The organism is Methylovulum psychrotolerans, assembly GCF_002923755.1.
Classification (GTDB): Bacteria; Pseudomonadota; Gammaproteobacteria; order Methylococcales; family Methylomonadaceae; genus Methylovulum; species Methylovulum psychrotolerans.
Map to the genome: position 1 here is coordinate 590,146 of NZ_PGFZ01000001.1, position 17,882 is coordinate 608,027.

At 51.7% G+C, this 17,882-nt stretch carries 18 protein-coding genes; 10 read left to right on the top strand and 8 right to left on the bottom strand.

What is annotated here, in order from left to right; all coding sequences use genetic code 11:
* The first annotated feature begins 92 nt into the window (after positions 1-92).
* Complete coding sequence (locus tag AADEFJLK_RS02735) at positions 93-1,046, top strand: IS1595 family transposase (RefSeq protein WP_103973217.1); 954 nt, start codon at positions 93-95, stop codon at positions 1,044-1,046.
* On the opposite strand, the gene AADEFJLK_RS25815 is transcribed toward AADEFJLK_RS02735, so the two are convergent.
* Genes AADEFJLK_RS25815 through AADEFJLK_RS02745 form a run of 3 tightly spaced genes read right to left on the bottom strand, consistent with a single transcriptional unit; the run spans position 1,043 to position 2,975 of the window.
* The gene (locus AADEFJLK_RS25815; RefSeq protein ID WP_282957349.1) at positions 1,043-1,165 is read right to left on the bottom strand and encodes a hypothetical protein; all 123 of its coding nucleotides are present in this window, start codon (positions 1,163-1,165) and stop codon (positions 1,043-1,045) included. The two genes, AADEFJLK_RS02735 and AADEFJLK_RS25815, sit on opposite strands and share 4 nt — an antisense overlap.
* Positions 1,162-2,007 carry a sulfurtransferase gene (locus AADEFJLK_RS02740; RefSeq protein ID WP_103973218.1) on the bottom strand — a complete coding sequence of 282 codons (846 nt, stop codon included), beginning with the start codon at positions 2,005-2,007 and terminating at the stop codon, positions 1,162-1,164. Before AADEFJLK_RS02740 ends, AADEFJLK_RS25815 begins: the two co-directional genes overlap by 4 nt.
* Complete coding sequence (locus tag AADEFJLK_RS02745) at positions 2,004-2,975, bottom strand: NAD(P)H-quinone oxidoreductase (protein WP_103973597.1); 972 nt, start codon at positions 2,973-2,975, stop codon at positions 2,004-2,006. The genes AADEFJLK_RS02740 and AADEFJLK_RS02745 overlap by 4 nt, the downstream gene beginning before the upstream one ends.
* A gap of 125 nt (positions 2,976-3,100) precedes the next feature.
* Here AADEFJLK_RS02745 and argC point away from each other — a divergent pair, with 125 nt between their 5' ends.
* The 8 genes from argC (at position 3,101) to lysS (ending at position 10,653) form a co-directional block, all read left to right on the top strand.
* Positions 3,101-4,141: an N-acetyl-gamma-glutamyl-phosphate reductase gene (gene argC / locus AADEFJLK_RS02750; RefSeq protein ID WP_103973598.1), complete on the top strand. Its 1,041-nt coding sequence runs from the start codon at positions 3,101-3,103 to the stop codon at positions 4,139-4,141.
* Between the two features lie 74 nt (positions 4,142-4,215).
* A complete protein-coding gene (yidD, locus tag AADEFJLK_RS02755; RefSeq protein WP_103973219.1) occupies positions 4,216-4,590 on the top strand; it encodes a membrane protein insertion efficiency factor YidD in 375 nt (124 codons plus the stop codon).
* Positions 4,591-4,923: 333 nt separating this feature from the next.
* On the top strand, positions 4,924-5,613 hold the full coding sequence (locus AADEFJLK_RS02760; protein WP_103973220.1) for a hypothetical protein: 690 nt from the start codon (positions 4,924-4,926) through the stop codon (positions 5,611-5,613).
* A 454-nt stretch (positions 5,614-6,067) separates the two neighbouring features.
* Positions 6,068-6,247 carry a hypothetical protein gene (locus AADEFJLK_RS02765; RefSeq protein ID WP_088618785.1) on the top strand — a complete coding sequence of 60 codons (180 nt, stop codon included), beginning with the start codon at positions 6,068-6,070 and terminating at the stop codon, positions 6,245-6,247.
* A gap of 162 nt (positions 6,248-6,409) precedes the next feature.
* A protein-coding gene (gene prfB / locus AADEFJLK_RS02770; protein WP_170065014.1) for a peptide chain release factor 2 occupies positions 6,410-7,508 on the top strand; the annotation gives its coding sequence in 2 pieces (ribosomal slippage) (positions 6,410-6,484 and positions 6,486-7,508; 1,098 coding nt in all).
* Positions 7,509-7,556: 48 nt separating this feature from the next.
* Positions 7,557-7,682, top strand: a complete 126-nt coding sequence (locus AADEFJLK_RS26030; protein ID WP_088618787.1) for a DUF4326 domain-containing protein — start codon at positions 7,557-7,559, stop codon at positions 7,680-7,682.
* Positions 7,683-7,697: 15 nt separating this feature from the next.
* A complete protein-coding gene (locus tag AADEFJLK_RS02780) occupies positions 7,698-9,050 on the top strand; it encodes a cryptochrome/photolyase family protein (RefSeq protein WP_103973223.1) in 1,353 nt (450 codons plus the stop codon).
* A gap of 106 nt (positions 9,051-9,156) precedes the next feature.
* On the top strand, positions 9,157-10,653 hold the full coding sequence (lysS, locus tag AADEFJLK_RS02785) for a lysine--tRNA ligase (protein ID WP_103973224.1): 1,497 nt from the start codon (positions 9,157-9,159) through the stop codon (positions 10,651-10,653).
* 113 nt (positions 10,654-10,766) lie between these two features.
* Here the strand turns inward: lysS and AADEFJLK_RS02790 are convergent, their stop codons facing one another.
* The 5 genes from AADEFJLK_RS02790 to AADEFJLK_RS02810 form a co-directional block, all read right to left on the bottom strand.
* Complete coding sequence (locus AADEFJLK_RS02790) at positions 10,767-13,367, bottom strand: EAL domain-containing protein (protein ID WP_103973225.1); 2,601 nt, start codon at positions 13,365-13,367, stop codon at positions 10,767-10,769.
* Entirely contained in the window at positions 13,364-13,816 is a 453-nt protein-coding gene (locus AADEFJLK_RS02795; RefSeq protein ID WP_088618791.1) for a hydrogenase maturation protease, read from the bottom strand. Before AADEFJLK_RS02795 ends, AADEFJLK_RS02790 begins: the two co-directional genes overlap by 4 nt.
* Position 13,817: 1 nt before the next feature.
* Positions 13,818-15,356, bottom strand: coding sequence for a nickel-dependent hydrogenase large subunit (locus tag AADEFJLK_RS02800; RefSeq protein ID WP_103973226.1), 1,539 nt, complete (start codon positions 15,354-15,356; stop codon positions 13,818-13,820).
* Positions 15,357-15,358: 2 nt separating this feature from the next.
* Entirely contained in the window at positions 15,359-16,300 is a 942-nt protein-coding gene (locus tag AADEFJLK_RS02805) for an NADH-quinone oxidoreductase subunit B family protein (RefSeq protein WP_088618793.1), read from the bottom strand.
* Between the two features lie 190 nt (positions 16,301-16,490).
* Positions 16,491-17,147, bottom strand: coding sequence for a biliverdin-producing heme oxygenase (locus AADEFJLK_RS02810; RefSeq protein ID WP_103973227.1), 657 nt, complete (start codon positions 17,145-17,147; stop codon positions 16,491-16,493).
* 244 nt (positions 17,148-17,391) lie between these two features.
* On the opposite strand from AADEFJLK_RS02810, the gene AADEFJLK_RS02815 reads away from it, so the two are divergent.
* Positions 17,392-17,874 (top strand): 2Fe-2S iron-sulfur cluster-binding protein, encoded by a 483-nt coding sequence (locus AADEFJLK_RS02815; protein WP_198328494.1) that lies wholly within the window; start codon positions 17,392-17,394, stop codon positions 17,872-17,874.
* Positions 17,875-17,882: the final 8 nt, after the last annotated feature.

Here is a 17,882-nt window from a genome sequence, read left to right on the forward strand (position 1 = left end):
TTTTCCTGATTAGCAAGATGCTTCAGCCAAACCCAGTATTACGCGAAAGGACGGCGTCTACTAAAGGCATATCATTTAAGGGGCCGTATATCATGGCGATGAACCGCATCCAATTCCAACCTGGGCTGTCACTGCCTGAGTTTCTTAAGCAGTTCGGCAGCGAAGCGCAATGTGAGGCCGAACTTGAGCAAGCCCGCTGGCCTGAGGGTTTTGTCTGCCCCTGTTGTGGCGGAACCGGCCATAGTGTGTTTAAAACCGGCACCCACAAAACCTTCCAGTGCAAAGCCTGCCGCCGCCAAACGTCACTGACCGCCGGGACGCTCTTCCAAAGCACCCGCCTGCCGCTGACGGTTTGGTTTCTGGCGATCTATTTCATCAGTCAAGCCAAGACAGGGCTGTCCGCATTGGCTTTGAAGCGGCTGATTGGCGTCAGCTATCCCACGGCTTGGCTGATCCAGCACAAGCTGATGGCGGCGATGTCCGAGCGTGACGCGGACTACACCCTCAGCGGCAGGGTCGACATTGACGACGCTTATCTTGGTGGCGAACTCAGCGGCGGCAAAGCGGGCCGGGGGTCTGAAAACAAAGTGCCTTTTGTGGCCGCGCTGTCGCCTGACGACGACGGGCATCCTTTATACATCAAGCTGTCCCCCGTTCCGGGCTTCACCAGCGAGGCTATTGCCGACTGGGCGGAAACTAACTTGGAACCCGGCAGCGCCGTCTTATCTGACGGGCTGGCCTGCTTCGCGGCGGTGACCCGGGCGGGTTGCCAACACGGGGCGATCATTGTCGGCGGGCGAAAACCTAAAGAAATGCTTGAATTCCTATGGCTCAATACCATACTGGGCAACCTTAAGACCAGCCTTGGTGGTGCTTACCATGCGTTTGGGTTCGCAAAATATGCCTCGCGTTATCTGGGGGCGTTCGCCTATCGCTTCAACCGCAGGTTCCAGCTCGATAGGCTTCCCATGCGCCTGCTTGTTGCCGCCATCGCCGTTGGGCCTCGCCCAGAGGTTTGGATCCGCTCGGCTGAAGCATCTTGCTAATCAGGAGAGATAAAGCGTTTTTCCGGGTCGTCATTACCGCTTTGGTCAAGTTCCACAAACCTTAACAAATAAGACGCAACATACCAACCATAAGGCGCGACGTTTTTAGAATAGGTCATCCCCGCGCCACTCCCCTATTGCCATCTCGAATCCACTCGCTCCAAGACCCGGCATATAGCTTAGACCCCAGTAAACCCGCCACCTCCATCGCCAAAAGATTATGGCAAGCCGTCACGCCAGAGCCGCAGTTATGCGCAACCGCTTCAGGGGCTAATTTGCCCAGCAAAGCGGCAAACTGCCCGCGCAACACGTCGGCGGGCAAAAACCGTCCGTCTTGCGCCAAATTCCATTGGAAAGGGCGGTTTAACGCCCCTGGGATATGTCCCGCCACCGGATCTATCGGTTCCTGCTCACCGCGATAACGTTCGGGGGTGCGGGCATCAATCAGGCACAGCTTGGCCGTCGCCAAACCATTTTCCACAGCCCGCGCATCCAGCCAAGTGCTGGTATCCAGATACGGCCTAAACACGCAAGGCTTCACTTGCGGCAATACTGTGGTGATCGCCAAGCCTTGTTGCCGCCAATAAGTAATGCCGCCATCCAACACCGCGACGTTACGGTGCCCCATAGCGCGTAACAACCACCATAACCGCCCGGCAAACGCGCCCGCCGCATCATCGTACACCACCACTTGGCTATAGTTGCTGATACCCCACGCGCCCAAAGCCTTCGCCAACACCCGAAAATCCGGCAACGGATGGCGACCCGTCTGGTCGGTGATGGCGGAGGACAAATCCTTATTCAAATCGGCATAACGGGCGGTGGGGATATGGCCGAACTGATAGGCATTACGGCCTGCATCGCTATCCGCCAAAGAAAACCGGCAATCGACGATAACCCAATCGGGATGGCCTAACTGGGCTTGCAATTGGCTGGCGGAAATTAGGGTGGTATAGTTCATAAAGCGACCTGTAAGATGATTTTGCCGAAATGCTGGTTGCTCTCCATCATGTCATGCGCCAGCGCGGCTTGGTTAAGGGGAAAAGTGGCATGGATAATCGGCTTGACCGTACCTGCCGCTAACAAAGGCCAAACGGTTTGATAGAGTTGCCGGGCAATGGCGGCCTTAAAACCATCATCCCGCGCCCTTAAGGTAGACCCGGTCAAGGTCAGGCGTTTTAACATCACCGCCCACAAATTCAGCTCGGCTTTTGCGCCCTGCTGCACGGCTATTTGCACTAACCTGCCCTCTTCGGCCAAGCATTTGATATTACGCGCCAGATACGCGCCGCCGACCATATCCAATACCACATCAACGCCCCGCTGCGCCGTTAACGCTAAGACTTGGTCAACAAAATCCTGCTCATGATAATTAATCGCCGCATCAGCGCCCAAAGCCCGGCACAACTGGCATTTTTGCTCAGACCCCGCCGTCACATAAACGTTAGCCCCTAAGGCCTTAGCCAACTGTATCGCTGTCGTACCGATACCGCTACCACCGCCATGCACCAACAAGGTTTCGTGGGCGGCTAAACGGGCGCGGTCAAAGACATTACTCCAGACGGTAAAAAATGTTTCCGGCAAAGCCGCCGCTTCAACAAACGACAAACCTGACGGCACCGGCAAGCATAAAGCCGCCGTCGCCAGACAATATTCGGCATAACCGCCGCCCGTTACCAAAGCGCACACCGCATCACCGACCCGGACATGTTTCACCTCATCACCTACCGCCACCACCGTTCCGGCGATTTCCAACCCCGGAATATCCGACGCACCGGGCGGCGGCGGATACAGCCGCTGCCGCTGCATCACATCCGGGCGGTTGACACCGGCGGCGGCAACCCGCACTAAAACCTGCTGCCCCGAAGGCACAGGCACAGCGCGTTCGGAGGGCGTTAACAGCGTCTGGTTAATTTCAATAACACGCATGGCAATAATACCTTTAAAATAGGCCGCTATTATAAACCCTTTCTCCACCGCTGAAATAACCGCCCGTTCGCTTGGGCAGGCTATTCGGCGGCAAGCATTCCAACCGTCATAAACTAGGACAACAAATGATTAAGGCAGGTATTGTAGGCGGCACCGGTTATACAGGTGTTGAACTGTTACGGATTTTAGCACGGCATCCAGACGTTGAAGTCAGCGTCGTCACCTCCCGCGCCGATGCCGGGGTGCGCGTCGATACGGTATACCCTAGCCTACGCAACTTCGTGGCCGTCAGCTTCAGCCAACCGGAAATCGACACCTTAGCCCAATGCGACGTGGTCTTTTTCGCCACCCCCAACGGCACCGCCATGCAAATGGCCGAAGCCTTACTGGCACGCGGCATAAAAGTCATCGACCTGTCCGCCGATTTTAGATTGCAAAATATCCCCGAATGGGAGCAATGGTACGGCATGACCCACGCCTGCCCCGATTTGGTCAAACACGCCGTCTACGGCCTGCCCGAAGTCAACCGCGCCGCCATCCAACAAGCCAAACTGGTCGCCTGCCCAGGTTGCTACCCGACCGCCGTGCAACTGGGCTTTTTACCGCTGATCGAAAACCGCCTGATCGACACCCAGCAGCTGATTGCCGACGTAAAATCCGGGGTCAGCGGTGCCGGGCGCAAAGCCGAACTGGCAACCTTAATGAGCGAAACGGGCGAAAGCTTTAAAGCCTATGGAGTCGGCGGCCATCGGCACTTGCCGGAAATCCGCCAAGGCCTCAGCCATGCTGCTGGCGAAACCGTGCAACTGACCTTTGTCCCGCACCTGACCCCGATGATACGCGGCATCCATGCCACCTTATACGCGCAAATCAATGCCAGTGCGGATACCCTGCAAGCCATCCAAGCCCTATATGAGCAACGCTACCAACACGAGGCCTTTGTCGATGTCCTGCCGCAAGGCGCCCATCCCGACACCCGCAACGTGCGTGGCAGCAATAACTGCCAAATCGCCTTGCACCAGCCCCAAGGCGGCAACACCTTAGTGGTGCTGTCGGTTATCGACAACCTCGTCAAAGGCGCGTCAGGACAAGCCGTGCAGAATATGAACCTGATGTTCGGGTTGGCGGAAACAACGGGACTGGATATTGTGGCGTTATATCCGTAAGCCCAGTTTATCACCGTAGAGACGTTGCACCGCAACGTCTCTACGCTCCCGCCCCTATTGAGACAGGACAATAGATGCTAAACCAATCGCTGGCACTCGCCATCACTGGCTACCAAAAATACCTCTCCCCCTATAAAGGCTTCCGCTGCGCCCACCGTGTCTGGCACGGCGAGCTATCTTGCTCCGAATATACCAAACAAACGCTATTGCAAGACGGTGTTTGGCGATCTGTGCCGAAAATCAGAGCGCGTTTTCAAGCCTGCAAAGCTGCCGCTTTAGCACTCTCAGAACAACACAACCGCGAGCGGGACAATAATAGGAAAAAATGGCGGGATAAAACAGGTGATGTTTGCGAATGCTGCAATCCCTTAGAGCTAATATCGCCCGAAGGTTGTAGCTCCTTCCACATAGACTGTGGTGGGGTTGATGCTTGTGCGTGTACGCCGTAGTCACGGGAACATTATTGCGATACAACGCCGTAGTGTCGGTTTGCCGTTCAGAAAAACCTTACTCAGCCGCTACCATAGCCTGCCGTAAAAAAATTATCCAATATTTCACGGAAAACAGCTTTTTTACGTTATCAATTGTTCTTAATGCGCAATCAATGTCCGACCGGACGATTAATTACATCAAGGGATGGGAATAATGTCACAGCAGTAGGTAAGTACCTCACTGCAATAATTAAGCGGCTTGCGTAAGCTATGTCCTAACAAAGCGGTTACCCCAAGATTGCAACCGCCTTGCTAAACCACTGGCTATTTTACTTAATTAGGACACGACTCATGAAAACTTTACGCAACGCAGTAACCGCTTTATTGACTGTTGGCACTTTGGCTGGCGCAACCGCCGCTTCCGCCTTACCTGCAAACTGGAGCGACCAACTGCCCGCTTGGACATCGACCGCTTCTTCTTGCGCAATTGATGAATCTTCCGCCAGCAAATACGAAGTGACCGGCACACAATTCCGCTTCTTGGGAAACAATGTCAGCAATTTTGGCCTTTTTTCTGCCGCTGCTAAACAAAGCTTAAGCTCCATCAGTACCACACCGAGCTATCAGCCCATCACTGTGCGCTGCAATGTCACTCCCGTTTATGACTATGTTCCGGCTATCCCCCCAGCCGCAGGCGATTTCGTCGGCACACCTGCGTCATGGATCAGCGCAGATTGGAATTCCTTAATTGTCGGCTATAAGGATACTGATGGCATCAGTGCCAAAGCCCAAGTCAGCGCATCACTGAAAAAAATCAGCCGTACCACCATGACTGAATCCACTATCGCCACGTTTAACAGCAATCTGTCGGCTAATGTCGCGGCCAATGAAGATGTCATACAATTCAACCATAAGTTTGATTTCCACGCCAATGACTACTATGTAGAAATCAACTTAATCCGCCAAGACGCTACCGTGACCACGCCAGTGGCTTACAGTGTCCGTCTGGCAAAAGGTAGTGTCGGTACTATCTTACACTAACGGTCTGATGCGGCTGGGTGCAGTACAGCCCACCAGCCGCCTGCAATGAATTTGACGGCGTTAGTGACTACACTAAGGACACCATTAACGCCATCTTATCAGCTCTGTTAATGTAAAGCGTGGACTTGCCCTGTCCTCACAAAAGAGTGTGTTTTGTAGGGCATGATAACAAAGCAAAGACACATAGAATACCCGATTAACTCCCCGATCAACTACACCCGCACCAACTTGTCCGAACACCTAGAGCAAGCTAGTCGCCAAAAAAGCACGCGATGTGCGTTGGCAAGCCGGACGGGAGCCCACCGTGAAATAAAACTGTTAGCTAATTTTTAGTTTAGCATTTTCGCTTCAGCCACCGTTCAGCCGTTGCATTCTACTCTATAGCCGACACAACAAGGACATTAGGTTTTCCCGCATGGGAAAGCGATTGGCAACGACACAAAAGGTAAGCAAAATGACTCTGCAAAACGCTGATAATACCCACAATAACATCATCGAATCGATGAACCAAGCTTTTGGCGATCATGAATTTTATGGCTTGGAGTATGTTTTGGACGAATGGCTGGAAAACACGCCCGCCCCTGGCTACCAAAATAAAATCGAATCGTTTGGTTTTTGGGATTTTCGGGATTGACCGCCCCATTGCCTACTCTATATAGGGCGAGTATTAAGCGGGTGTGAACAGTCCCTTGAAATTAGGATATAATCGGTATCTTTTTTTCAACTATTAAGATCAGCGGCGGCCTGTTACTGGCTTAACGTAACGGCACGGTGGTCAGGATTAAAAACACACGCCATGCAAGAAATAAACCCGATCAAAAATAAAATTGCCGACCTGAAAAGCCGTGGAGACGCGCTCAGGGGGTATCTTTGACTTCGATAACAAAAGCGAACGCTTAGTTGAAGTCTTAAGGGAACTGGAAAACCCCAAAATTTGGGATAAGCCAGAGCTCGCCCAAGCCCTAGGCAAGGAACGCGGCCAATTGGAGCTGGTGGTCAACACCATCCTCGATTTGGAGCGCGGCTTGGCCGATGCCGAAGAGTTGCTGCTGATGGCAGTTGAAGAAGACGACGAGGATACGGTTGAGACTGTCGTTGCCGACTTGGACGGCTTCGAGACACGGGTCGCCGATTTGGAATTCCGGCGCATGTTCTCCGGCGAAATGGATGCCTGTAATGCCTTTTTGGATATTCAATCCGGCTCCGGCGGCACCGAAGCGCAAGATTGGGCTTCGATTATTGAGCGCATGTTCTTACGCTGGGGCGAGCGCAAAGGCTTTAAGACCGAGTTGATCGAAGAGTCCGATGGCGATGTCGCGGGCATCAAAAGCGCCACCATCCGCTTTGAAGGCGAATATGCGTTTGGTTGGTTGCGTACCGAAACCGGCGTACACCGTTTGGTCAGAAAATCCCCCTTTGATTCCGGCAACCGCCGCCATACCTCGTTCGCATCCGTGTTCGTGTCACCTGAAATTGACGACGATATTGACATCGACATCAACCCCGCCGATTTGCGTATCGACGTGTACCGTGCCAGCGGCGCGGGTGGCCAGCACGTCAACCGTACCGAGTCCGCCGTGCGTATTACCCACAACCCAACCAATACCGTGGTGCAGTGCCAAAGCGACCGCTCGCAACACAAAAACAAAGACACCGCCATGAAACAGCTTAAAGCAAAGCTGTATGAACTGGAAATGCGCAAACGCAGCGCAACCCAACAGGCTTTGGAAGACAGCAAATCCGATATTGGCTGGGGCAGCCAGATCCGCTCTTATGTGTTAGACCAATCCCGGATTAAGGACTTGCGCACCGGGGTGGAAACAGGCAACCCGCAGGCAGTATTGGATGGGGATTTGGATATGTTTATTGAGGCGAGTTTGAAGAGCGGGTTGTAAGTGTGCCTATAAATTTACTAAGCTAATCCCCGCCTCTATACTTTGCCAATGAACAAAAACGAACGTGAATTGTTACAGTTACGCGGTAAGGTGTTGGGTTGTCATTGTAAGCCAGCGGCATGTCATGGTGACGTTTTGGCGAATTACTTAAACTCACTTGATGACGGTAAATAATAAAAGCTGAATGATATGCCCCACTATAACACCGCCCTGTTCCTGTTCCGCCGGGATTTACGCCTAAGCGACAATACCGCCCTAAACGCCGCCTTACAGTCCGCGCAACAGGTCATCGCCGGGTTTGTCTTCGACGAACGGCAAATTAACCCGCATCCGTACCAAAGCCAACCGGCCTTACAGTTTATGCGCCAATCCTTGGCCGATTTGGCGGGGCAGTTGCAAGCGGTTAACGCTAATCTGGCCTTATTCCAAGGCTTGCCCGTACAGGTGATACGCGACTTGCACCAGCAACACACTATCCAAGCGGTGTTCATTAACCGTGATTACAGCCCGTTCAGCCGCCAGCGTGATGCGGAAATTGCCGACGTTTGCCGACAACTGAACATCGCCCTGCATAGCTTGCCTGACGCGCTGCTGACCGAGCCGGAACAGGCTTTGAAACACGACGGCAGTGCCTATAAAGTGTTCACGGCATTTTATCATCATGTTCAAAAGCGGCCTGTGCCAGCCCCGCAAGCTTTAGTAAACGGGCGGTTTTTAAGCGTGGCCTCCACTGCGCCGCCAGACAGCCTCACGGCTGTAGGCAACTGGGGCGGACAAGGCGGGCGTACGGCGGGGTTAGCCCGTTTGGCACAACTCCAACACTGCACCGATTACGCGCTAGAGCGGGATTTCCCGGCTTTGGCGGCGACTAGCCAACTCTCAGCGCATCTAAAATTTGGGACATTATCGGTGCGGGAAGCCTTTGCGGCAATTACCCGGCAACTCGGTGCCGAACACCCTTTATTGCGGCAATTGTATTGGCGTGATTTTATGACCCATATCGCTTACCATTACCCAACAGTGTTCGGCCATGCCTTCATCGGCAAATTCGACGGGCTGGTTTGGGATAATAACCGCGCCTATTTTCAGGCCTGGGCAGAGGGGCGGACAGGGTTTCCTATTGTCGATGCCGGCATGCGTGAGCTGAATGCCACGGGCTTTATGCACAACCGGGTACGCATGATCACCGCCTCGTTTTTGGTGAAGGATTTGCGCATTAGCTGGCGGTGGGGCGAACGTTATTTCGCCCAACATCTGACCGATTACGACCCCTGTGTCAACAACGGCAATTGGCAATGGGCGGCCTCGACTGGCTGTGATGCCCAGCCGTATTTTCGGATTTTTAACCCGTGGCTACAACAACAAAAATTTGACCCTCAAGGCGACTATCTTTACCGCTGGCTACCCGAATTGCGTTCCGTACCGATAAAAACCCTACACCAATGGCCGCAGAAACATTACGGCGACTTTTACCCCGCGCCAATCATTGACCACAGCACCGAGGTGCAGATTACGAAAGCACGGTTTAAAGCGGCAGGGTAGTAGAACAGCGCTAAGCCTCCTACCCTAAAAGCCTTTGCTATCCTAGGCTTTTTCCACTATAAATAAGCGACACACTTTTCATTTTACATTCCAAACATTAACAACCATGTCCGAAATACAACAAGACGAACAAGAACAGATTAAACAACGCCGTAGTAAACTCAATGAGTTACGCGAGAGCAGCATTGCCTTCCCCACCGATTTCCGCCGTGATACCATCGCGGGCGACTTGCTTGCCCACTATGCCGACAAAACCAAGGAAGAGCTGGAAGCCGAACCGTTACGCGTAAAACTGGCCGGGCGCATTATGACCCGGCGGGTCATGGGCAAGGCCAGCTTTTGCCATATCCAGGACATGTCCGGTAAAATCCAATTGTATGTCACCCGTGATGCCTTACCGGAAAGCTTTTACAACGAGCAATTTAAAAAATGGGATATCGGTGACATTATCGGTGCCGAAGGCGTGTTGTTTAAAACCCAAACCGACGAGCTAAGCGTTAAGGTCGACGGTATCCGCTTGTTGACCAAAGCCTTACGCCCCTTGCCGGAAAAATTCCACGGCATAGCGGATCAAGAAATCAAATACCGCCAACGGTATTTGGACTTGATTATGAGCCAAGACTCGCGCAACACCTTTTTTATCCGCTCGAAAATCGTCGCTTATATCCGCCAATTTCTGCTTGAGCGGCAATTTTTAGAAGTGGAAACGCCAATGATGCAGGTGATTCCCGGTGGGGCGACGGCGCGGCCTTTTACCACCCATCATAACGCCTTAGACATGGATATGTTTTTGCGTATCGCCCCGGAACTGTATCTCAAGCGCTTGGTAGTCGGTGGTTTTGAGCGGGTCTTTGAAATCAACCGCAACTTCCGTAACGAAGGCTTATCGACCCGCCATAACCCCGAATTTACCATGTTGGAGTTTTATCAGGCCTATGCGGAATATCAGGATTTGATGGACTTGACCGAAGCCATGCTGCGCGGCATTGCCGAAACCGTGGTCGGGCATACCGTCATTACCTATCAGGGTGAAGAATACGATTTTGGCAAACCGTTCCAACGCCTGACCGTTGTCGAATCCATCCTGCATTTTAATCCAGAATTGACGGCGGCAGACTTAGCGACCCGTGCAGCTGCGGCAGCCGTTGCCGAAAAGCTGCGGATTCCGGTCAAAGAAGGCTATGGCCTGGGCAAAATCCAGATTGAAATCTTTGAAAAAACCGTTGAAAGCCGCTTAATGCAGCCGACCTTTATCACCGCATACCCAGTGGAAGTGTCGCCCTTGGCAAGACGTAACGACAACGACCCGCATGTGACCGACCGTTTCGAGTTTTTTGTCGGTGGCCGTGAAATCGCCAACGGTTTTACCGAGTTGAACGATGCCGAAGACCAAGCCGCACGCTTCCAAAAACAAGTGGAAGAAAAAGAAGCGGGTGACGATGAAGCCATGCACTTTGATGCCGACTACATCGTCGCCTTAGAACATGGTATGCCGCCTACGGCAGGCGAAGGTATCGGCATTGACCGCTTGGTGATGCTATTTACCGACTCGCCCTCTATCCGTGATGTGCTGCTGTTCCCGCACATGCGCCCTAAGCTGTAACGCCAATAAATCTGTCAAAAATAGCCCCGCATGGGTTTTGCCGGGCTGTTTTTGAAATAGTATCGTGAGGCGGTTTCCTTGGAGCGCGTGCATTTTGCCTGCGTTTCAAATCCTTAGTTATCCATAGCCTGATCAAGCCAACGCCTTTGGAACTCATCAGCGGGCAGCGGCGGCGAAAGGTAATAGCCTTGGATCAGGTGGCAACCGTAAGACCGTAACAACGCCAACTGGGATTCAGTTTCAACCCCTTCGGCAACAACTGTCATCTTGAGTATTTCCCCTAAAGAGACGATAGTCTTAATAAATGCCGCTTCCTTGGAAGCAGGATCTCCGGTATAGGCCTGTATGAAAGAGCGGTCGATTTTAAGAGTTTGGAGGGGTAGTTTTTGCAAACAGGATAAAGAAGAATAACCTGTGCCGAAATCATCCATCGCGACATGGATACCCCGTTCGCGGACTTGGCGCAACCGTCTGGTGGCCTTTTCGACATCCAGCATGATTAAGTTTTCCGTCACTTCCAATTCAATCCATTCGGGTTTGGTTCCGGTTTCGGCCAGAATACGGTCAAGCACGGCAATAAAGTCATCGGCCAACAGTTGCCGGGGCGAGAGGTTGATCGCCGTCCGAAACCCTGGCTGTTTATCCGCCCAGAGCTTGGCTTGCAAACAGGCGGTCTTGAGTATCCATGTGCCGAGCGGAATGATTAACGCGGTTTCCTCGGCGAGGGCAATAAAACGGTCGGGGGGTATCATGCCGAAACCGGGACGTTGCCAGCGGACTAAGGCCTCCGCACCTATTACGCGTAAAGAACAATCGGCTTTAGGTTGATAATAAAGCCGAAATTCTTCTTGTTCTATCGCCAACCGTAAAGCATTTTCCAACAAAAGCCTTTGCTGGGCGGCCTCATTCATCCCCGCTTCAAAATATTGGAACATACCCCGGCCTTTGGCTTTGGACGCATACATGGCGGTATCCGCATGCTTGGTCAGGGTGTCGAAATCATTGCCGTCATCGGGGAAAACGGCTATGCCGATGCTGACCCCGATGTAGACGGTATGTTCGCCAATTTGCACCGGACCGGATATGACCTCAAGCAGTTTCTGGGCTAGCTCAGTGGCGGGGCCGATACCGGATAAGCCCGGCAAGATGATAGTGAACTCATCGCCACCCAGACGGGCTACGGTATCTGTTTGGCGCAGGCAGCTTTGGATCCGCACGGCGATGGCCTGTAATAAACTGTCCCCCGCCCAATGTCCGAACGAGTCATTGATAATCTTAAAGCGATCCAAATCCAGAAAAAACACCGCGACACGGCTATTGTTGCATTGTGCCAAAAAAATTTCGTGTTCAAAACGGTCTCTAAACAGCAAGCGGTTAGGAAGATGGGTCAGCACATCGTAATGCGCCAGTTGTTTAAGCTCTTCTTCCGTCCGCTTCTGGTGGCTGATGTCCGTGGAAATGGCTACATAATGGGTCAGTTCATTGCGTTCGTCGGTGACGGCGTTGATGCTCAGCAGCATCGGGCAGAATTCGCCGTTTTTTCGCCGATCCCAGATCTCCCCTTTCCAAACCCCTTTGTCCAATAGGGTTTGCCATAAGCTTTGGTAAAACGCCTTATCATGGAGTCTCGATTTCAAGATCCGGGTATTTTGACCCAATATTTCAGAACGCCCATAGCCAGTGATTGCGCAGAATGCAGCATTGACTTCCAAGAAAACGCCTTGCGGATCGGTGATAAAAATAGCCGCACTGCTGGTTTCGAAAACTTTAGCGCTCAGCCGCAGTCGGGTTTCCCGATTTTTCAATTCGGTGATGTCTAACGCCGTTATGACTGCACCTTCCAATTTCCCCTGCCTGCCATGCAGCAAACTACTTTTTAGCCAATAGATAGAAGAAGGATGGTCTTGATTTTTTTTTAACAGCCCATGTTCACCGCTATAGTTTCCATACAGCCGGATGGTTTCCAGCAACACGGAGCGGACAGTCCACGGCAAAGCGGGTAATTGCCCGGCAAGTTGCTGGCGTTCGGTAGAGGATAACAAGTCGTCAATGTCGGTTCCTAGCAACTCCGCTTCGGAAAAGCCCAATTCGCGCCCGGCTGCCATATTTAGCCGGAGAATCTGGCCTTTGGTGTTAATGACTAATAGGAGATCGTCAATAGTATCTGTGATGCGCTCGACAAAGTGACTAAGTGCCTGCTGTTGCTGCACCTTCTCTTTAAGCTTAGCCGTTTGTTGTTCAGATTCGCAAAGCATGGCATTCATGCTTTGGGTGATGACTAAGATTTGCCTTTCCTGTTTAAGGTTAGCCAATCTTAGGCTAGCGATTTCTTCCTGCAATTGTGCCAGTCTTTCCCCAGTGCCGGGACTTTGGCTTTCGGCCACTGTTAACGGCAGGGTACCGCTCAAGGACATCCAAAATCGTCCCCCCTCTTCTTTGACATGGAATCCTGACGTTTTCAGGTCGATACGCAAGCTATGCGCCGGACAAACAAGGCGGTCGCCATTGGGCAAAGAGCATTGTGTCAGGTTATAGCCTTCATGAGGACAGAGGGCGGGAATGGCCCGAAAAGTATCCTGAAGTTTGAAAATCAGAACATCAATAGGCTGGTGACCATTTGGCAACCATAACCGGCCTGCCCAGCGCGGCGGTTCAGTTGTATCGAGAAATGTCACCGATTCGACAACGGCATAGTGAATATTTTGCTGACTCATTCAGAAACAAGGCTGCATATCAGGCGGATGGTATCAGGTATGGCCTGTGCGGTAGTGTCGGACAGGCCGGAATAAAAAGGGCTGGCACCAGCTATTTCGACACCGACAATTATAATAGCCGGCAACGGCTGGCGGATGACCTTAAGAGCTTCCAGCAAATAGGGGATTCCCAAACCATGGCCCGTCAGCCGCTGAGGGTTTTCGGCCAAATCTTCCGGCCTCAATAGGCAAATTTCGCCGACATCCCCAAAATTGCTGAGGGCATCGACCAGAACCGCCTTATCGCAATGTTCCAGAAACCGGAGCGCGTTCAAACCTGCTATCCCTGCATTAAACACCTTGATGGTGTCTGGCCATGCCAATTGGCACAATTGTGTATAAACGTGGCTACCAAAACCATCATCACCATGCAGTTCGTTACCGAAACAGACTATATGGCATGTCTCCATATTAAAGCCATAATGTTGTGCGTTTGCCTGTATCGAGCACATGCACGGTGCAGACCAGACACGGGTCGTGTGAGCGGATAATATGGCCTATTTCCACCAAATCCTCAGGGTCATCGACCGCCAGACCGAGCAAACTGCTCTCCCAATGCCCATGCCGGCCTTCGCTATCCTTAGGCGATGCGTTCCAAGCGGTTGGCGTGACGACTTGATAACGGCTAATAACGCCGTCGGTGATTTGCACCCAATGACCCAATGCCCCGCGTGCCGCCGTTACCAAACCAAAGCCTTCGCCGTCCGGAATATCTTTTTCCGGGGGGTTAATGATATGCGGGGCGTTAGGGTGCGCCGCTAATTGGTGCAGGGTTTCGCGCATTTTCAGCAACAGCCGGGCGGTACGGTGTAAGCGGGCGAATTGGCGTAGCCAAGCATTGCCGCCTTCGGCCTGATACAGCGAACAGATCAATGCCTCACCATTAATGAGGGCATCGGCCAAGGGGCCGGTTTGCACGACTTTATTTTGATAACGGGGAGCCTTACACCAAGTATAGCGGTCAGAATGGGGTTGATAATCAGGAATGGTTTGCCCCTGAAACGGATGGCGGCCGCCTGCATAAGGTTGAAACCAAGAATAGCGCACATGTTCGGTAATCTCGGCTTGCTCAAACGCTTCGATAATACCCGTATCGCCATTAAGGAAACCGGCCTTGAACAAGCGTTGGTGCTGTGGCGGGAAAGTGCCGGCAGCGTCCGGGTCGTCATAAGCGCCATAACTGAGCATGTGCGGCGTTCCGAACCCTACGCGGTGTAGGCCGATATCGCGGCTCATTTGGGTGAACAGTCCGATGGCGCTGTCTGCATGGCTGCCTTTTGCGGTTAGCCAAGCGAAGAAGTCATCAGCCGATTGCAACGCCAACCAAGTTTCTAGGTCGCCCCCCAATACCATCTGCTCAAAGCCACGGGTCAGCTTATTGACAATAGACAGGCTATCAATAATGTGGCGCTGGCTTGCCGGGGTCGTTACCCCTCCGGGTAACATATAAGAGGAGTGTGGCCATTGGCCGCCAAATAGGGCGATTATCTCGACGATATGGCGCGAATATTCGAGGGCGCCGCAGTGCGCCCAGCCTTTGAACGGCAGAAAAGCCGCCCGGGCTTTTTCATAAAGCGGTTTATGGCGATATTTGGGATGACAAAAGTCCGCCGTGAAGAACAGGAAGGATTGCCGCAAATCGCTTTGCACCGTTTCGGCCATCAAGCACAGGTTGCGGATACGGACTGCGGCCGGCGGTACGGGGATACGCCCGACTTGTTCTAGTGCCAGCACCGCCGCATTTAATTGCGCCGTGCCGCAGATGCCGCAGATGCGTGGCGTAATCACCAGAGCATCTTTCGGATTCCGATCCACAAGAATTTGCTCGAACCCCCTATAGAGGGAACCGATACAGCGGGCATCGACGATTTTGCCGTCTTCCAATTCCAACTGGAAATCCAAATCGCCTTCAACGCGGTTCAGATCAATTTGGATGGTTCTTCTGGACATAACTAAGGATCCATCGTCTTGTTCAGCACCCGTTCGGGCGCGGCTTCATGGGCCAAGCTTTTGTAAGCCATATAATTAGCCCGTTCTACGCCCATCGGCAAATGTACCGGAATGCTGCCAATTTTTTCGGTATCGAACAAATCATGATCCAACGGAAAGTCAGGAGAAGTGCAGCCGAAACACGGCACACCCGCGCGGGTCTTGCTGCTGCGGCCATTCCACAGTTCGGTATTGCAAATCGCCATCGTGACCGGCCCTTGGCAACCCAGATTAAAAAACATGCAGGCTTTTCCGCCGAATGCGGCGTCTTCCACATCGTATTCATGGTATTCGTTACGCGTACAGCCCTGATGCACCGTGGTATTGAAAAAGACTTTAGGACGGTTAATATGGTCCAGTTCCACCGGAAGCCCCATTGCCAGCATGGCCAGCGTTTTGGTCATGGCATTGGGATGGGCGGGGCAACCTGAGATATTAATGACCGGCAAACCCTTACGCGAACGCCAATCTACCGACAATAAGCCGCCGGGGGATTTTTTGTCGAACTGTAAACCGAGGCAGTCAGTAGGATTGGGCGGGGCGGAATGGACACCGCCATAAGCCGCACAAGTGCCTAATGCCACAACATATTCCGCTTTTTCGGCCAGTTCCCTAACCAAACTCATTTTTGAACGCCCACGATAAGGATCGTACATGCCCGAACCATCCGGGCCGGTGATGATACTGCCTTCAATACATAAAATATCGAGGGTTTGTTGTCCTGCGAGAATGGCTTCGATTAATGTTTCCAGCCGCCCCGTCGGTTCCATAGATAAAGAAGGTTGCCAGAGCATTTGTATACCGTATTCATCCACAAGTTCTTCCACTGACGGGCTGTCGGCACAAAGAATCGACATAGTATCGCCACCGCAGGAACCCGTTTGCAGCCAAAGTAACGTTGTCATAACCATCTCCTTGAGACTATTCGCCAGAAATACTACCCGCCAAGCCTTTTTAGCCTTAACAACATTAAAAACCATGCTTGTGGCCGATACATTACAAGCTTAAGCAAGTATTAGTATTTTAACCGCTATCGAAATTATCTATAAGATATTATTAATTTTCAAGTTTTTTCGGCAATAAGCTTAAACACATTTACAAAAAATCGCCTGACCCTTCTTTCGCCGCACAGACAGCAACCCATTGCCCTAACGTAGCAAAAGTAGCGGTTGCCGAAGCCAATACGGCATTGATCTCCGCCTCTGGTTGGGAGTCAAAACATTGCGTCATTAAAACGGCAAAACCGCGCCATTGCGTTTCTAAATCCGCCCCATAACAATGGTAAAAATTCAATGCTGAGCTAACATCATCACCTAATTGTTGGCTTAAATGCCGGCCTATCACCCGACCGCCCAATAACGAGCCTTCTAAGACATACAATGCACCCATTTTTTGGGCAAACGTTGTCAAATCGGGTAATGCTTCGCAGATAGGCAAGTTGCCAGCACTATTAATGCCCAAAACGTTTAGATCTTGTTGCAACAAATGGGTTTTGCGGCGATAGAGCAATTGGCTATGCAGTTCGGTGGGTAAATTATCAAATAACAGAGGTTCTATGCCAGAAAAGTAACCGTAAAAATAGCTTAACAACTGGGCATATTCGTTTAAACGATAATCTTTGGCAAATAAGCGTTTAAAGCAAGGTGCTTTTTCTAGGTGCTGATGGGCGGCTTGCGTGTCATTTTTTAGGCGCACCATAATATTCGGGTGATTATTATCGGCGGGAAGGCTTATCGAAGGTTGCGTTTGCATAATTTTACTGTATAAAAATATAAAGACTGCTGGTTAAGGCGCATTTTAAGGGATAACATAACCCATAGTTTAGCCTTTAATAGCCCGCATTTGCCAGACCTTGCCAAATTTAAGGGCGTTCAGGTTTTGCAATTCAACAAAAATGCCGCCCCCCCCGTCTATATTTTAGCCCCGCCTTTAGGTCACCGGCATCCCTATCACCTTGTTAATTATTATTTTAAGCAATACACATAGAGAGGACATAATGGAAGCAATAAAAGTAAGGTTTGAAGCCCAAGGCTTGCGCACCGTCGAGGTCATGCCCGAAACCCATTTATTGGACGTACTGCTCGAACGTCATGTTGAAGTGAAGCAGTTATGTAGCAGACGCGGCCTCTGCGCGACCTGCCATGTTTATGTGACCAAACATCCTGAACAGTTAAGCCCCCCTACGCCCAGAGAAAGCCTGACGTTAGCGGTATTAACGGGCGCCCAAGCTAATAGCCGCCTTTCTTGCCAAGCCAAAGTCTTGGGTGAAGGGGTAGAAGTGGCGTTACCGGACGGCTTATATATCGATTCTTTCGAGTCTTTAGAACAGCTAATTGGCCAGCGCACCCAAGTACCCATATTACACCCCGTTACAGGCGATATACTGGTTCCTGCCAATAAAATCATTATCCGCTCGATTATTGAAAAATTACAACATTTAAATGTCGATATAGAAAAAGTCAAAAACGGTGACTTATAACAACCACC

What these genes read in the sequence shown, in the direction of transcription:
- AADEFJLK_RS02735 (WP_103973217.1), top strand. Translation starts at nt 93, where the DNA reads ATGGCGATGAACCGCATCCAATTCCAACCTGGGCTGTCACTGCCTGAG.
- AADEFJLK_RS25815 (WP_282957349.1), bottom strand. Translation starts at nt 1,165, where the DNA reads ATGACCTATTCTAAAAACGTCGCGCCTTATGGTTGGTATGTTGCGTCT.
- AADEFJLK_RS02740 (WP_103973218.1), bottom strand. Translation starts at nt 2,007, where the DNA reads ATGAACTATACCACCCTAATTTCCGCCAGCCAATTGCAAGCCCAGTTA.
- AADEFJLK_RS02745 (WP_103973597.1), bottom strand. Translation starts at nt 2,975, where the DNA reads ATGCGTGTTATTGAAATTAACCAGACGCTGTTAACGCCCTCCGAACGC.
- argC (WP_103973598.1), top strand. Translation starts at nt 3,101, where the DNA reads ATGATTAAGGCAGGTATTGTAGGCGGCACCGGTTATACAGGTGTTGAA.
- yidD (WP_103973219.1), top strand. Translation starts at nt 4,216, where the DNA reads ATGCTAAACCAATCGCTGGCACTCGCCATCACTGGCTACCAAAAATAC.
- AADEFJLK_RS02760 (WP_103973220.1), top strand. Translation starts at nt 4,924, where the DNA reads ATGAAAACTTTACGCAACGCAGTAACCGCTTTATTGACTGTTGGCACT.
- AADEFJLK_RS02765 (WP_088618785.1), top strand. Translation starts at nt 6,068, where the DNA reads ATGACTCTGCAAAACGCTGATAATACCCACAATAACATCATCGAATCG.
- AADEFJLK_RS26030 (WP_088618787.1), top strand. Translation starts at nt 7,557, where the DNA reads ATGAACAAAAACGAACGTGAATTGTTACAGTTACGCGGTAAGGTGTTG.
- AADEFJLK_RS02780 (WP_103973223.1), top strand. Translation starts at nt 7,698, where the DNA reads ATGCCCCACTATAACACCGCCCTGTTCCTGTTCCGCCGGGATTTACGC.
- lysS (WP_103973224.1), top strand. Translation starts at nt 9,157, where the DNA reads ATGTCCGAAATACAACAAGACGAACAAGAACAGATTAAACAACGCCGT.
- AADEFJLK_RS02790 (WP_103973225.1), bottom strand. Translation starts at nt 13,367, where the DNA reads ATGAGTCAGCAAAATATTCACTATGCCGTTGTCGAATCGGTGACATTT.
- AADEFJLK_RS02795 (WP_088618791.1), bottom strand. Translation starts at nt 13,816, where the DNA reads ATGGAGACATGCCATATAGTCTGTTTCGGTAACGAACTGCATGGTGAT.
- AADEFJLK_RS02800 (WP_103973226.1), bottom strand. Translation starts at nt 15,356, where the DNA reads ATGTCCAGAAGAACCATCCAAATTGATCTGAACCGCGTTGAAGGCGAT.
- AADEFJLK_RS02805 (WP_088618793.1), bottom strand. Translation starts at nt 16,300, where the DNA reads ATGACAACGTTACTTTGGCTGCAAACGGGTTCCTGCGGTGGCGATACT.
- AADEFJLK_RS02810 (WP_103973227.1), bottom strand. Translation starts at nt 17,147, where the DNA reads ATGCAAACGCAACCTTCGATAAGCCTTCCCGCCGATAATAATCACCCG.
- AADEFJLK_RS02815 (WP_198328494.1), top strand. Translation starts at nt 17,392, where the DNA reads ATGGAAGCAATAAAAGTAAGGTTTGAAGCCCAAGGCTTGCGCACCGTC.